Consider the following 13,161-nt stretch of genomic DNA (forward strand, 5'->3'; position numbering starts at 1 on the left):
CCGACATCAGGGGAGGGCAGCGAAAAGAGGACTCGCACATCATGAAGCACATCATTGCCGTTCTGCTGGAAAACGAACCCGGAGCCCTGTCTCGCGTGGTCGGCCTTTTTTCCGCACGCGGCTACAACATCGAATCGCTGACCGTGGCTCCCACAGAGGATGCATCGCTGTCGCGCATGACCATCCAGACGACCGGCTCGGAAGACGTGATCGAGCAGATCACCAAGCATCTGAACCGCCTGATCGAAGTCGTGAAGGTGGTCGACCTCACCGAGGGCTCCTACACCGAGCGCGAGCTCATGATGGTGAAGGTGCGCGCGGTCGGCAAGGAGCGTGAGGAGATGAAGCGCATGGCCGATATCTTCCGTGGCCGCATCATCGACGTGACGGACAAGAGCTACACGGTCGAACTGACAGGCGATCAAAGCAAGAACGACGCGTTCCTGCAGGCGATCGACCGCACGGCGATTCTGGAGACGGTGCGTACCGGTGCCAGCGGCATCGGACGCGGAGAGCGCATTCTGCGCGTGTGACGCCGAGGACGGACGCTTCGATTCTTCTCGCTTCTTTCCTGTTTCTCGTTGGCGAGCCATTTTCCAAGCGCCTGTTCGTCGTTCACCACCGCCTTCTTATTCATTTCCTGAGTTTTACTTTTTCAACCCCTAGACCCAACCCCCCGGAGCCGAAATGAAAGTTTTCTACGACAAAGACTGTGATCTGAGCCTCATCAAGGGCAAGACCGTTGCCATCATTGGCTACGGCAGCCAAGGCCATGCTCACGCACAGAACCTGAACGACAGCGGCGTGAAGGTCGTGGTCGGCCTGCGCAAGGGCGGCGCCTCCTGGGACAAGGTCGGCAAGGCCGGCCTGAACGTTCTGGAAGTCAACGACGCAGTCAAGGCTGCCGACGTCGTCATGATCCTGTTGCCCGACGAGCAGATCGCCGAGGTGTACAAGAACAACGTCGAGCCGAACATCAAGCAGGGCGCATCGCTGGCCTTCGCACACGGCTTCAACGTGCACTACAACCAGGTCGTGCCGCGTGCCGACCTGGACGTGTGGATGGTGGCTCCCAAGGCTCCTGGCCACACCGTGCGCAACACCTACACCCAGGGTGGCGGCGTGCCCCACCTGGTGGCTGTGCATCAGGACAAGTCCGGCAAGGCCCGTGACCTGGCCCTGTCGTACGCCATGGCCAATGGTGGCGGCAAGGCCGGCATCATCGAGACCAACTTCAAGGAAGAGACCGAGACCGACCTGTTCGGCGAGCAGGCCGTCCTGTGCGGTGGCGCTGTCGAGCTGATCAAGATGGGTTACGAAACCCTGGTCGAGGCCGGCTACGCTCCTGAAATGGCGTACTTCGAATGCCTGCACGAGCTCAAGCTGATCGTTGACCTGATCTACGAAGGCGGCATCGCCAACATGAACTACTCGATCTCGAACAATGCCGAGTTCGGTGAGTACGTGACGGGTCCCGAGGTGATCAACGAAGAATCGCGCAAGGCCATGCGCAATGCGCTCAAGCGCATCCAGAACGGCGACTACGCCAAGATGTTCATTCAGGAAGGTCGCCTGAACTATCCATCGATGACTGCCCGCCGTCGCAACACGGCCGATCACAGCATCGAAATCGTCGGCGGCAAGCTGCGCGCGATGATGCCCTGGATCGCCAAGAACAAGCTGGTTGACCAGACTCGCAACTGATCCCCCTCGGATCCGATTGCTGAAAGCGCCCCTCGCGGGCGCTTTTTTCTTTCCGGGACTCCGGTACTGTCCCACGCTCTCGTTGGGGCGGCGGCAAGGTGCAGGGACGACGGCTCTCGTCGCATATGGCGATCCCCGAGCAAGTCAGTATTCCGGCCCGTTGTGCTACATTGTGGCTCCATGAAAACACTGGCTCTCGCTCTAGCTCTACTGCCCTCCGGGCTGTGATGTTGGCGCGCGAGCGAATTGTTCATCCGATGGCCCGTATGCAAGCGCAGCGGGCCATTTGTTTTTGCGCTTGGAATACGGTTCTTTTCAACTGATCGAGCTGCACGGGATGCAGCGCCCTGGAGACCACGATGACTGACAAACTGATTATTTTCGACACCACGTTGCGTGACGGCGAGCAGTCGCCCGGCGCGTCGATGACCAAGGACGAAAAGCTGCGCATCGCACGTCTGCTGGAGCGCCTGAAGGTCGATGTGATCGAGGCCGGCTTTGCGGCCAGCTCCAACGGTGACTTCGAGTGCATCCGCTCGATCGCCGGTGCCGTCAAGGATTCGACCATCTGTTCGCTCTCGCGTGCCAATGACCGCGACATCGCGCGTTCGGCGGAGGCCCTTGCGGATGCCAACAGTGCGCGTATCCACGTGTTCCTGGCGACCAGCCCGCTGCACATGGAAAAGAAGCTGCGCATGACGCCCGACCAGGTGTTCGATCAGGCGGTGAGCTCCATCCGTTTTGCGCGCAACCTGTGCGGCGACATCGAATTCAGCGCCGAGGACGGCTATCGCAGCGATCCCGACTTCCTGTGCCGTGTGTTCGAGGCCGTGATCAAGGAAGGCGCCACCACCATCAACGTGCCTGACACCGTGGGCTACGCCATCCCGGAACTCTATGGCGAGTTCATCAAGAACCTGCGCGAGCGCATTCCCAACTCCGACAAGGCGATCTGGTCGGTGCATTGCCACAACGACCTGGGCATGGCCGTGGCGAACTCCCTGGCCGGCGTGAAGATTGGCGGAGCGCGCCAGGTGGAGTGCACGATCAACGGTCTGGGAGAGCGTGCCGGCAATTGCTCGCTCGAAGAAGTCGTGATGGCCATCAAGACCCGCAAGGACTACTTCGGCCTCGATGTGAACATCGACACGCAGCACATCGTGGCCGCCAGCCGCATGGTCAGCCAGACCACCGGCTTCGTGGTGCAGCCAAACAAGGCGGTGGTCGGGGCCAACGCCTTTGCCCACGCATCGGGCATCCATCAGGATGGCGTGCTCAAGGCGCGCGACACCTACGAAATCATGCGTGCGGAGGACGTGGGCTGGGCCGCCAACAAGATCGTGCTGGGCAAGCTCTCCGGCCGCAACGCTTTCAAGCAGCGCCTGCAGGAACTGGGAGTGGAGATGGAGAGCGAGGGCGAGATCAACGCCGCGTTCACGCGCTTCAAGGAACTGGCCGATCGCAAGAGCGACATCTTCGACGAGGACATCCTCGCGCTGGTGAGCGATGAGCATGCTTCGTCGCACAAGGACTCGTACGGCTTCGTGTCGCTTTCGCAACACAGCGAGACCGGTGAACGCCCTCATGCGAAAGTGGTCTTTACCGTTGAAGGCAAGGAGGTGCAGGGCGAAGCGGATGGCAATGGTCCGGTCGATGCCTCGCTCAAGGCCATCGAATCGCATGTGAAGAGTGGCGCCGAAATGGTGCTCTATTCCGTGAACGCGATCAGCGGCTCCACAGAGAGCCAGGGTGAAGTGACGGTGCGCCTGCAGAGCAGCGGCAGGGTGGTGAACGGTGTGGGTGCGGACCCCGATATCGTGGTCGCATCGGCCAAGGCCTATCTGAGTGCGCTTAATAAGTTACAAAGTAAATCGGAGCGAGTGGCCGCTCAGGGATGAGCCCAGTTTTATAATTAACTCACTTTCTTGAAGAGTCGCGTAAGGTCTTGATCTTGTGCGACTTTTTTTGATTGTGTACACTGAAACTGTTTTTTGCCGCTTGGAGCATCTTGATGCAAGCTCGTCACCGCATCGCAGCCCGTTTTTTTCAGGTATTGGCTTTTACCGCATTGAGCGTCTCTTTGGCTGCGCCGGCGGCGCACGCCGCGGAGAAAAAGAAGGCGGTTGTTGCCAAGAAACAGGCAGTTTCATCCAGCACGAAGAAATCGGCCGCCAAGGCTGAAAAGCCTTCGCGCAAGAGCGCTGCGGTGGCCAAGGCGAAGGGCGGCAAGTCGGCCCGCGTGACGGCATCCCTCGGCAAGTCCTCCAGGCTTTCGGCCCGCAGCGCCAAGGCACCGGTTCGCACGGTGGCCTACACCCCGCCGCCGCAATCCTTCGGCCAGATCGCCGGGCTGCACGATGTGCAGGATCCGCTTGCGCTGCAATCGAGCGTGGCGCTGGTGATCGACCAGGACACGAAGGAGGTCCTGCTCAGCAAGAACGAGGGCGCCGTGCTGCCGATCGCCTCGCTCACCAAGCTGATGACGGGCCTCTTGGTCTCTGAGGCGCATCTGAACATGGATGAGTCGATCACCATCACCCAGGACGACGTCGATACCGAGAAGTTCAGCCGCTCGCGCCTGTCAGTGGGTACGACACTGACGCGCGGTGAGCTGCTGCATCTGGCGCTGATGTCGAGCGAGAACCGTGCTGCGCATGCGCTGGGCCGCACCTATCCCGGCGGCATGGAAGTGTTTGTTGCCAAGATGAATGCCAAGGCACGCCAGATCGGCATGATGTCCACCCACTATGTGGAGCCCACCGGCCTGTCGAGCTCCAACCAGGCCAGTGCCCGCGATCTCGCACAACTCGTGAGCGTGGCGCATAACGATCCGCTGTTGCGCGAATTGACCACGTCGCCCAGCTACGAGGTCGAGGTGGGCCGACGTACGCTGCAGTTCAACAACACCAACCGACTGGTGAAGAGCCCTTCGTGGGACATCGGCCTGCAGAAAACCGGATTCATCAACGAGGCAGGCCGCTGCCTCGTGATGCAGGCCCAGGTGTCCGGCCGCAAGCTGATCATGGTGTTCCTCGATTCCGCTGGCAAGTTCAGTCGCCTGGCCGATGCCGAGCGTGTGCGCAACTGGGTGGAGCAACGCTCCTCGCATCCGGGCAGCCATGTGATGGCGCACGCGGACGCCAACAACAGCTGATCGTAGGCAGGTACCCCAATGAAAAAACCGCGCATGGCGCGGTTTTTTCATTGGGTTTTCGCCAGCCAAGGCGGCGGGTCGCCTGCCAGGGATGAAGGTTCAGTTGTTGATCGGCCCGTTGAAGGCCGTGCGCTGGCCTTCGATGAAGCCCAGGGCCTGGGAAATTTCGCTGGCCGTGGTCTGCAGCTTGGGCAGCCAGTTGTCGTCAAGGCGATCGGCCGGCGCGGAAATCGACAGCCCTGCCACCAACTGGCCCTGGTCGTCGAACACGCCTGCCGCCATGCAGCGCACGCCAAGCTCCAGCTCTTCGTTGTCGCGGGCGATGCCATATTGGCGGGCCTTGCCGAGCTCGCGCTCGAGAATCGGCAGCTGGGTGATGCTGTTGCGCGTGTGGCCGGGCAGGCCCGTGCGGGTGGCGTAGGCCCGTACGCGCTGGGGATCATCGGCGGCGAGGAACAGCTTGCCGGTGGAGGTGAGGTGCAGCGGTGCATGCCCGCCAATCGCGCGCACCACCTGCATGCCGGAGCGCTCGCTGTAGGCGCGCTCCACGTAGACGATCTCGTCGCCCTGGCGCACGCTCAGGTTCACGGGTTGCTGGATCAGCTTGTGCAACTGGCGCATCGGGGCCATGGCGGCATCGCGCACCGACAGCCTCGCCTTCACCATGTTGCCCAGCTCCAGCAGTCGCATGCCGAGACGATAGCTGCCGGATTCGGGGCGATCGACGAAGCGCCCGATGGTCAGGTCGTTGAGGATGCGATGGGTGGTGGAGGGATGCAGCCCGGTTTTTTCGCTGATTTCCTTCAGGGAAATGGCTTCCTCGCGTGAAGCCAGCACGTCAATGAGAACAAACATGCGCTCCAGCACCTGGACGCTGGGTTTGGCAGGGGTATCTGGGTAGTTTTTTTTCATGGATGGCCGTGTGTCTCGCGATGCGTGCATTTTATCTTGTGAAATCCGCTCGTGTGCGCTTGGCGCCCCGAAGAGCGGAAAACCCATTCGCCGATGCATGGGAATGCCCGCTTGCGATGACGGCCTGCGGTGCCCGCACAACCCGCAGGCCACCCATCAAGCGACGATGGCTGCTTGCTCGTCGATGCGCGTATGGGTGCCGCGGCTCAGCGGCCTGCGCCGGGCTGCATCGATGATGAGCATGCATACGTCGATACGGTTCGCCAGTGCATGGTCTGAGGCGGACAGTTCGCTGCGCATGGCCTGCAGGCGCCGGGTCGCGTGGTCCAATGCATCGGCGCTTCGCACCATGCCGGCGGCGGAACTCATGAGGGCCTGCAGTTCGCGGTGCCGTGCTGCTTGGCATACCGTGTGGGCCTCGGTGGTGGCGGCCGTGGAGGGCCCCAGTGCTGGAGGGGGACGCGACAGGCGCATATCTGCGTGCATCGGCTGTGGTGCCTCATGCGCGATCATCGAGGCAATCTTCAGCGCCATGGCACGGGCCATCACCACGCATTCCAGCAGCGAATTGCTGGCCAGCCGGTTGGCGCCGTGCAGGCCGGTGCACGCCACTTCTCCGATCGCATGCAGCCCCGTCACGTCGGTGGTGCCATCCACGTCGGCGCGCACCCCGCCGCAGGCATAGTGCGCACAGGGTGCCACTGGAATCGGGTCGACTGCAATGTCGATGCCGTGCCGGGCGCATAGCTGGGTCACCTGGGGGAAATGCGCCGCCAGCCATGCGCGCGGCTGGTGCGAGATGTCCAGCAGCACATGGGACAGGGCGCGTTCCTGCATTTCACTCCAGATGGCGCGGGCCACGATGTCGCGCGGCGCCAGCTCGGCGCGCTCATCATGCCGGGGCATGAAGCGTTCGCCGCCGGGCAGCAGGAGCCGCGCTCCCTCACCGCGCAGCGCCTCGGTGATGAGCCCGGCCGCGCGCCCGTCGATATGCAGGGCCGTGGGGTGGAACTGTATGAATTCCATGTCGGTGATGCGGCAGCCCGCGCGCCAGGCCATGGCGACGCCGTCGCCGGTGGCCTGTGGCGGATTGGTCGTGTGCGAGAACACTTGCCCCAGGCCGCCTGTGGCCAGCACGGTGTGCCGGGCTGTGAAGGCGCGTGGTGGTCCTTCCGGCTGCAGTACCCAGGCTCCGGCGCAGAACGTCTTGCCGAATTCATTGGTGTTCGTGAGCAGGTCGAATGCGGTGTGCCCGGCGCGCAGCTGGATGTTGGGCCTTGCGCGGCAGCGTGCGAGCAGGGCAGCGTGAACGGCCTGACCCGTGCGGTCCGCCACATGCACGATGCGGCGCTGCGAGTGACCGCCTTCCCGCGTGAGGTGCAGCGCGCTTGCGTCATCCAACTGGTCGAAGCGCACACCTGCCTCCTGCAGCCACGCAATGGCGGCAGGGCCTTGCGCAAGCAGGGCGCGCACCGCGGGCTCATGGCACAGGCCTGCGCCCGCGACCAGCGTGTCCTGCACATGGGCCTCGATACTGTCACCGGCTTCATCCATGACGGCCGCGATTCCGCCCTGTGCCCAGGCGCTTGCACAGGTCTCGGCGGTGTCCTTGCAAAGCACGGTGATGGCCAATTCCTCGGGCAGGGACAGTGCAGCGGCAAGGCCTGCCAGGCCGCTGCCGATGATGAGTACGTCGGAATGCATGGTGTCTTCGCCGTGCATCATGCGGGGCCGAAATGCGCGAACAGCGCCGCGTCGTCCGCGAACTCTCCGCTGGTGCGTACGCGCTGCCGGCCCTGCGCCGCGAACGCCAGCATGCGCTCGATGGGCCTGCGCGCGGCGGATGCCGTGTCGGTGTCGATTTCGATGCCTGCGTGCTCTCTCCGCAGCGCCTGCTCCACGCCCGCCAGCGTGTTCATCGCCATCCAGGGGCACATGGCGCAGCTCTTGCAGGTGGCGCCCTGGCCGGCCGTCGGCGCCGCGAGGAATCGCTTGTGCGGGTGGCTAGCTCGCATGGCATGCAGGATGCCGAGATCGGTGGCGACGATGAAGGTGTCGGTATCGAGTTCGCCTGCTGCGGCGATGAGCTGCGTGGTCGATCCGACCACATGCGCCTGCGCAGTGACGCTTGCGGGCGACTCCGGATGAACGAGGATGGCGGCCTGCGGATGCTGCACGGCAAGCGCTGCCAGTTCGTCCGCCTTGAATTCATCGTGCACCACGCACGAGCCTTGCCAGAGCAGCATGTCGGCGCCGGTCTGCTGCCGGATGTGCTCGCCCAGGTGGCGGTCGGGTGCCCACAGGATCTTCTCGCCCCGGGCATGCAGCCAGGCCACGATCTGCTGACCCACCGACGATGTCACCACCCAGTCAGCGCGCGCCTTCACGGCTGCGCTGGTGTTGGCGTAGACCACCACGGTGCGGTCGGGATGGGCATCGCAGAAGCGGCTGAATTCTTCTGCGGGACAACCGAGGTCGAGCGAGCAGGTGGCGTCCAGGTCGGGCATGAGTACCCGCTTGCCGGGGCTGAGGATTTTCGCGGTTTCTCCCATGAAGCGCACACCCGCGACCACCAGGGTGGACGCGGCATGGGTGGCCCCGAAGCGGGCCATCTCGAGCGAATCGCCAACGCAACCGCCGGTCTCGCGCGCGAGATCCTGCAACGCGCCGTCCACGTAGTAGTGGGCAACGATGACGGCATTGCGCTGGTGCAGCAACTGGCGGATCCGCTCCTTGCTGAGTTCGCGCTCCCGCAGGTCCATTGCATCGGGAACGCGTGCCCAGGCATCCTTCAGGCTGCAGGTCATGCCACCCTTCGGGTGGTCGTACTGAACGGTTCGATAGAACTGCATCGTGTTGTCTTTCACTTCCGGTGTTTGCGGTGGTGTGCAAATTATGCTCATATTGAGCAATATTGAAAGTGACCGGGCTGCTGTCCTTTTTCACCATGTGGTCGAAATTCGCGGCGTCACTTCTTGGGGGTAAACCCGACCGCCGTCCGGCCTGATGGGCCGCATCAAAACATGTGATTGGCGGATGCCGCGATTCCTTTCTAGAGTGTCAGCATCGACCAGTTCATTCACCGAGGAGACACAGCATGCAGAAAAGAACGTGGGTGGCGGCAGCGATGGCCGCGGGATTGGCTTGGGGCGCAGCGGGCGCTGCAGGCGCCGCGACGGTGACGGTGCTCACCTCTTTTCCGAAGGAGCTGACCAGCGCATACCAGAAGGCCTTCGAGGCGGCGAATCCGGGGATCAAGATTGAGATCCTGAACAAGAACACCACGGCTGCCGTTGCGTATGTGCGCGAGTTGCCCGAGGGGCAACGTCCCGACGTGATGTGGGCAAGCGCCCCCGATGCCTTCGAGGTGCTGGCGCGTGCCAAGCTGCTCACGCCCGCACCCGACACGGTCAACAAGAACGCGCCGACCAAGATCGGCAATTTCCCGCTCAACGATCCCGAAGGCATGTACTACGGCCAGGCGCTGGCAGGCTACGGCATCATGTGGAACACGCGCTACCTCAAGGCGCACAAGCTCGAGGCGCCCAGGGAATGGAGCGACCTGACCAAGCCCGAGTACTTCGGGCATGTGGCGATCTCGTCGCCATCGCGCTCGGGAACCACCCAGCTCACCGTCGAGACCATCCTGCAGGGCGAAGGCTGGGACAAGGGATGGACGCAGCTGCTGGAGATGATGGGCAATGCCGCTGCCGTCACCGACCGCAGCTTTGCCGTGCCGGACGGTGTGAACAACGGCCAGTACGGACTGGGGATCGTCATCGACTTCTTTGGCCTTGCGGGCAAGTATTCGGGCTTCCCGGTGGACTTCGTCTATCCCAGCGTGACGGCTGTGGTGCCTGCCAACATCGCCTTGATCTCGGGTGCGAAAAATGCCGACGAGGCGAAGAAGTTCATGGCCTTCACCATGTCGTCGGCCGGCCAGCAACTGCTGTTCGATCCCAAGATCAGCCGCCTGCCGATCCTTCCCTATGACACCCTCAAGGCTCCCGCGGGCTACCCGGTCCCGCAGGAGGTTGCCAAGCGTGCGAAAGTGCACTTCGACACCAATCTGGCCGAGTCCCGCTACCAGGTGGTAATCAACCTGTTCGACCAGATGGTGACCTTTCGCCTGAAGGAGCTGCAGGCCGCCACCAAGGCGATCCAGGAGGCCGACAAGGCACTCAAGGCCAAGCCGAATGCACAGGGCAAGGATCTGCTTGCACAGGCGCGTTCGCTGGCCTACTCGCCGCTGGTGGGCGAGGGCAACGCCAAGGACCCGCAGTTCCTCGAGCTCTTCAAGAAGAGCCGGCGCGACGTGGCGGTGTCCAAGGAGCTGACCGGCATGGAGCAGATGTGGGCCGACAAGGCCAAGTCCAACTACGCCAAGGCACAGCAGCTGGCCCAGCAGGCCCGGGGCATGGCCAAGTAGGCCGCCTTGCCGTCCAGATCATTCTCCACATGACCCCCTGAAGTGATGCGCGGCGGCGTCCGCGCATCACGGGAGCAACAACATGAGTGCAGACCTTGCGGCGCGCGGCGCCGTCGTGCCGGCGCGCCCGTCTACCGCGCTGTCGGGCATCGGACCGTGGATTGCCTTCGCCCTGATCGGCGTCTTCCTGCTGGCCTTTCTGATCGTGCCGGTGTGCTTGGTGATCTACACCGCGTTCGTCACCGAGACCGGCAGTCTGACCTTCGGGCACTTTGCCAACTTCTTTGGGCAGACGGTGTTCATGGAGTCGTTCATCAACAGCGTGCTGGTGGCGCTTGCGAGCGTGTTCTTCGCGAGCGTGATCGCGGTTCCGCTGGCCTACCTGACGGTGCGCTTCGAGTTCCGCGGCGCACTGCTGATCCAGACGCTGGGCGTGCTGCCGCTCATCATGCCGCCGTTCGTGGGTGCCGTGGCGCTGCAGTTGATCTTCGGCCGCAGCGGCTCGGTGAACCTGCTGCTTGATGACTGGTTCGGCTTCACGGTGCCGGTCATGGAGGGGCTGACCGGCGTGATCTTCGTGGAGAGCATCCACTACTTTCCGTTCATTCTGCTGAACCTCGTCGCGGCCATGCGCAACATCGACGGCGCGATGGAGGAGTCAGCGTTGAATCTTGGCGCACGCGGCTTCCGGCTGTTCCGCCGCGTGATCTTCCCTCTGGCCATGCCCGGCTACCTGGCTGGCGCGGCGCTGGTGTTCGTGAAGGTGTTCGACGACCTGGGCACTCCGCTCGTGATGGGCGTGACCAACATGCTGGCGCCGCAGGCCTACCTGCGCATCACGTCCGTGGGGCTCGATGATCCCCTGGGCTATGTGATCAGCGTGATCATGATCGTGTTCTCCATCGTGGCCCTGTGGATGTCGGCGCGGCTCATGAAGGGCAAGGACTACGCCACGCTGCAGAAGGGCGGCAGCGCGTTGCAAAAGCGCCGCCTTTCCGCCTGGGAAGCCTTGCTCGCCTATGGCTGGATCACCCTGGTGCTGCTTGTTGTCCTGGCACCGCACCTGGGCATCCTGCTGATGTCGTTCGCCAAGGTCTGGAGCTTCTCGGTGCTGCCCGACAGCTACACGCTGGAGCATTACGCCACGGTGTTCACGGATTCGGGCAACATGATCGGCAACACCCTGCTGTATTGCCTGTTGTCGGCCACCATCGACGTGGTGATCGGCACTGCGATTGCGTACCTGATCCTGCGCACCAGGCTGCCAGCGCGCCAGTGGCTCGACTACATGGCCTCGGTCGCGCTCGCGATCCCCGGACTGGTGCTCGCGATCGGCTATCTGCGCATGTTCCGCGACGTGACCCTGCCATTCACCGATACACCCGTGATTGCCTCGTGGGTGCTCATCATGCTGGCCTATGCGGTGCGGCGGCTGCCCTACGCGCTGCGCTCGTGCATGGCGGCGCTGCAGCAGGTGCACATCTCGCTGGAGGAGGCGGCGCAGAGCCTTGGCGCCGGCCGCATGAGCGTGATCCGGCGCGTGATGGTGCCGCTGATGGCAGGCGGCATCATGGCCGGCTTCGTCACCAGCTTCATCACGGCGGCGGTCGAACTGTCGGCCACCATCATGCTGGTCTCGCGCGAGAGCCAGGCGCCGATGAGCTATGGCATCTACCTCTACATGCAGAGCGTGGCGGGGCGTGGCCCGGGGGCGGCGCTCGGCGTGCTCGCCGTGGTCGTCGTCGGCCTGGGCACCTATTTCTCGCATCGCTTCGTGGAGCGCTCGCGCGCCACGGTGCAGTCGGTCTGAACCTGGAAAGAAGAAGGATTGCCAACATCATGCAACTCCATCCCGTATCACTGGAATGCCGCCACATCAGCCTCTCGTATGGCAACAACGAGGTGCTGCGCGATGTGAACCTGAAGATCGAACCCGGCGAGTTCTTTGCACTGCTCGGGCCATCGGGCTCGGGCAAGTCCACGCTGCTGCGCCTGATTGCCGGCTTCAACCGGCATCAGCGAGGCGAGCTGCTGGTGGGCGGCAGCGACATCACGAACGTGCCGCCGCATGCGCGCAACATCGGCATGGTGTTCCAGAACTATGCGCTCTGGCCGCATATGACGGTGTTTGACAACGTGGCCTTCGGCCTGGTGGAGCGCCGTGAAACGCGCGATGCGATCCGGCGCAAGGTGGGTGAGGTGCTGGAGCTGGTGGGCCTGTCGCAGTTTGCCGAACGCAGGCCGGGGCAACTCTCGGGCGGCCAGCAGCAGCGCGTGGCCCTTGCTCGCACGGTCGTCATCGAGCCCAAGTTGTTGCTGCTCGACGAGCCGCTGTCCAACCTCGACAAGAACCTGCGCGTGCAGATGCGCGAGGAGCTCAAGAACCTGCAGCACAAGCTCGGGCTCACCACCGTCTTCGTCACCCACGACCAAGAGGAGGCGATGACGACCGCCGATCGCATGGCGGTGCTCGACAAGGGCGTGCTGCAGCAGGTCGGCTCTGCGGCGGGCCTCTATGACTACCCGGTCAACCGCTTTGTCGCGGGCTTTGTCGGTACGGCCAACGTGCTGGAAGGCGAGGTGACGCAGGTGACGGGCGAATCGCTGTCGTTCCTTGTTCCCGGCATAGGCAACCTCCTGCTGCCGCGCCCTGCGGAGGCTCCCGAGGTGGGGCGCGCCGCCATTTCGTTCCGGCCGCATCAGGTGCAGATCAGCGTGCGCGACGAATGGGGGGACGCGTCGCGGGTCTGGCTCGATGGAAAGGTGGAGAGCGCCGAGTTCCTGGGCGAGTTCTCGCGCTATCGAGTACGCGTGGGCGAGGTCGCCGTGGTGGCGGACCAGGCCCACTATGCGGGCATCGGCATGCTGCCCATGGGCACGGCCGTACGCCTGGGCATCGAGCCCAGCCAGCTGCGTTATCTCGATGCATGAGCGCAGGCACATGACCACAGGCGTGGGCTTG

Annotated in this window: 10 protein-coding genes; 7 read left to right on the top strand and 3 right to left on the bottom strand. The window is 63.4% G+C overall.

Going from position 1 to position 13,161, the window contains the following annotated elements; genetic code table 11:
• The first annotated feature begins 41 nt into the window (after positions 1–41).
• The 4 genes from ilvN (at position 42) to H9K76_RS08985 (ending at position 4,858) form a co-directional block, all read left to right on the top strand.
• Positions 42–533, top strand: coding sequence for an acetolactate synthase small subunit (ilvN, locus tag H9K76_RS08970; RefSeq protein WP_166066264.1), 492 nt, complete (start codon positions 42–44; stop codon positions 531–533).
• 154 nt (positions 534–687) lie between these two features.
• Positions 688–1,704 carry a ketol-acid reductoisomerase gene (gene ilvC, locus H9K76_RS08975; protein WP_187599686.1) on the top strand — a complete coding sequence of 339 codons (1,017 nt, stop codon included), beginning with the start codon at positions 688–690 and terminating at the stop codon, positions 1,702–1,704.
• Positions 1,705–2,063: 359 nt separating this feature from the next.
• Positions 2,064–3,602 (top strand): 2-isopropylmalate synthase, encoded by a 1,539-nt coding sequence (locus H9K76_RS08980; RefSeq protein ID WP_187599687.1) that lies wholly within the window; start codon positions 2,064–2,066, stop codon positions 3,600–3,602.
• A 113-nt stretch (positions 3,603–3,715) separates the two neighbouring features.
• Positions 3,716–4,858, top strand: coding sequence for a serine hydrolase (locus H9K76_RS08985; protein WP_187599689.1), 1,143 nt, complete (start codon positions 3,716–3,718; stop codon positions 4,856–4,858).
• A gap of 99 nt (positions 4,859–4,957) precedes the next feature.
• Here the strand turns inward: H9K76_RS08985 and H9K76_RS08990 are convergent, their stop codons facing one another.
• From H9K76_RS08990 to nadA, 3 genes are all read right to left on the bottom strand, one after another.
• Complete coding sequence (locus H9K76_RS08990; protein ID WP_187599691.1) at positions 4,958–5,770, bottom strand: IclR family transcriptional regulator; 813 nt, start codon at positions 5,768–5,770, stop codon at positions 4,958–4,960.
• Positions 5,771–5,926: 156 nt separating this feature from the next.
• Positions 5,927–7,474, bottom strand: coding sequence for an L-aspartate oxidase (nadB, locus tag H9K76_RS08995; protein WP_187599693.1), 1,548 nt, complete (start codon positions 7,472–7,474; stop codon positions 5,927–5,929).
• Positions 7,475–7,491: 17 nt separating this feature from the next.
• The gene (gene nadA / locus H9K76_RS09000) at positions 7,492–8,622 is read right to left on the bottom strand and encodes a quinolinate synthase NadA (protein WP_187600542.1); all 1,131 of its coding nucleotides are present in this window, start codon (positions 8,620–8,622) and stop codon (positions 7,492–7,494) included.
• Between the two features lie 245 nt (positions 8,623–8,867).
• Between nadA and H9K76_RS09005 the strand changes: the two genes are divergently transcribed.
• From H9K76_RS09005 to H9K76_RS09015, 3 genes are all read left to right on the top strand, one after another.
• Entirely contained in the window at positions 8,868–10,199 is a 1,332-nt protein-coding gene (locus tag H9K76_RS09005; protein WP_187599695.1) for an ABC transporter substrate-binding protein, read from the top strand.
• Between the two features lie 82 nt (positions 10,200–10,281).
• The gene (locus tag H9K76_RS09010; RefSeq protein WP_187599697.1) at positions 10,282–12,009 is read left to right on the top strand and encodes an ABC transporter permease; all 1,728 of its coding nucleotides are present in this window, start codon (positions 10,282–10,284) and stop codon (positions 12,007–12,009) included.
• Between the two features lie 29 nt (positions 12,010–12,038).
• The gene (locus tag H9K76_RS09015) at positions 12,039–13,130 is read left to right on the top strand and encodes an ABC transporter ATP-binding protein (RefSeq protein ID WP_187599699.1); all 1,092 of its coding nucleotides are present in this window, start codon (positions 12,039–12,041) and stop codon (positions 13,128–13,130) included.
• Positions 13,131–13,161 lie beyond the last annotated feature (31 nt).

The sequence above is a fragment of the Diaphorobacter ruginosibacter genome, assembly GCF_014395975.1.
GTDB lineage: Bacteria > Pseudomonadota > Gammaproteobacteria > Burkholderiales > Burkholderiaceae_C > Diaphorobacter_A > Diaphorobacter_A ruginosibacter.

Excerpts from the sequence above, each read along its gene's own strand:
- H9K76_RS09015 (WP_187599699.1), top strand. The coding sequence starts at position 12,039 with ATGCAACTCCATCCCGTATCACTGGAATGCCGCCACATCAGCCTCTCG.
- ilvC (WP_187599686.1), top strand. The coding sequence starts at position 688 with ATGAAAGTTTTCTACGACAAAGACTGTGATCTGAGCCTCATCAAGGGC.
- H9K76_RS08985 (WP_187599689.1), top strand. The coding sequence starts at position 3,716 with ATGCAAGCTCGTCACCGCATCGCAGCCCGTTTTTTTCAGGTATTGGCT.
- nadA (WP_187600542.1), bottom strand. The coding sequence starts at position 8,622 with ATGCAGTTCTATCGAACCGTTCAGTACGACCACCCGAAGGGTGGCATG.
- H9K76_RS09010 (WP_187599697.1), top strand. The coding sequence starts at position 10,282 with ATGAGTGCAGACCTTGCGGCGCGCGGCGCCGTCGTGCCGGCGCGCCCG.
- H9K76_RS08980 (WP_187599687.1), top strand. The coding sequence starts at position 2,064 with ATGACTGACAAACTGATTATTTTCGACACCACGTTGCGTGACGGCGAG.
- nadB (WP_187599693.1), bottom strand. The coding sequence starts at position 7,474 with ATGCATTCCGACGTACTCATCATCGGCAGCGGCCTGGCAGGCCTTGCC.
- H9K76_RS08990 (WP_187599691.1), bottom strand. The coding sequence starts at position 5,770 with ATGAAAAAAAACTACCCAGATACCCCTGCCAAACCCAGCGTCCAGGTG.
- ilvN (WP_166066264.1), top strand. The coding sequence starts at position 42 with ATGAAGCACATCATTGCCGTTCTGCTGGAAAACGAACCCGGAGCCCTG.
- H9K76_RS09005 (WP_187599695.1), top strand. The coding sequence starts at position 8,868 with ATGCAGAAAAGAACGTGGGTGGCGGCAGCGATGGCCGCGGGATTGGCT.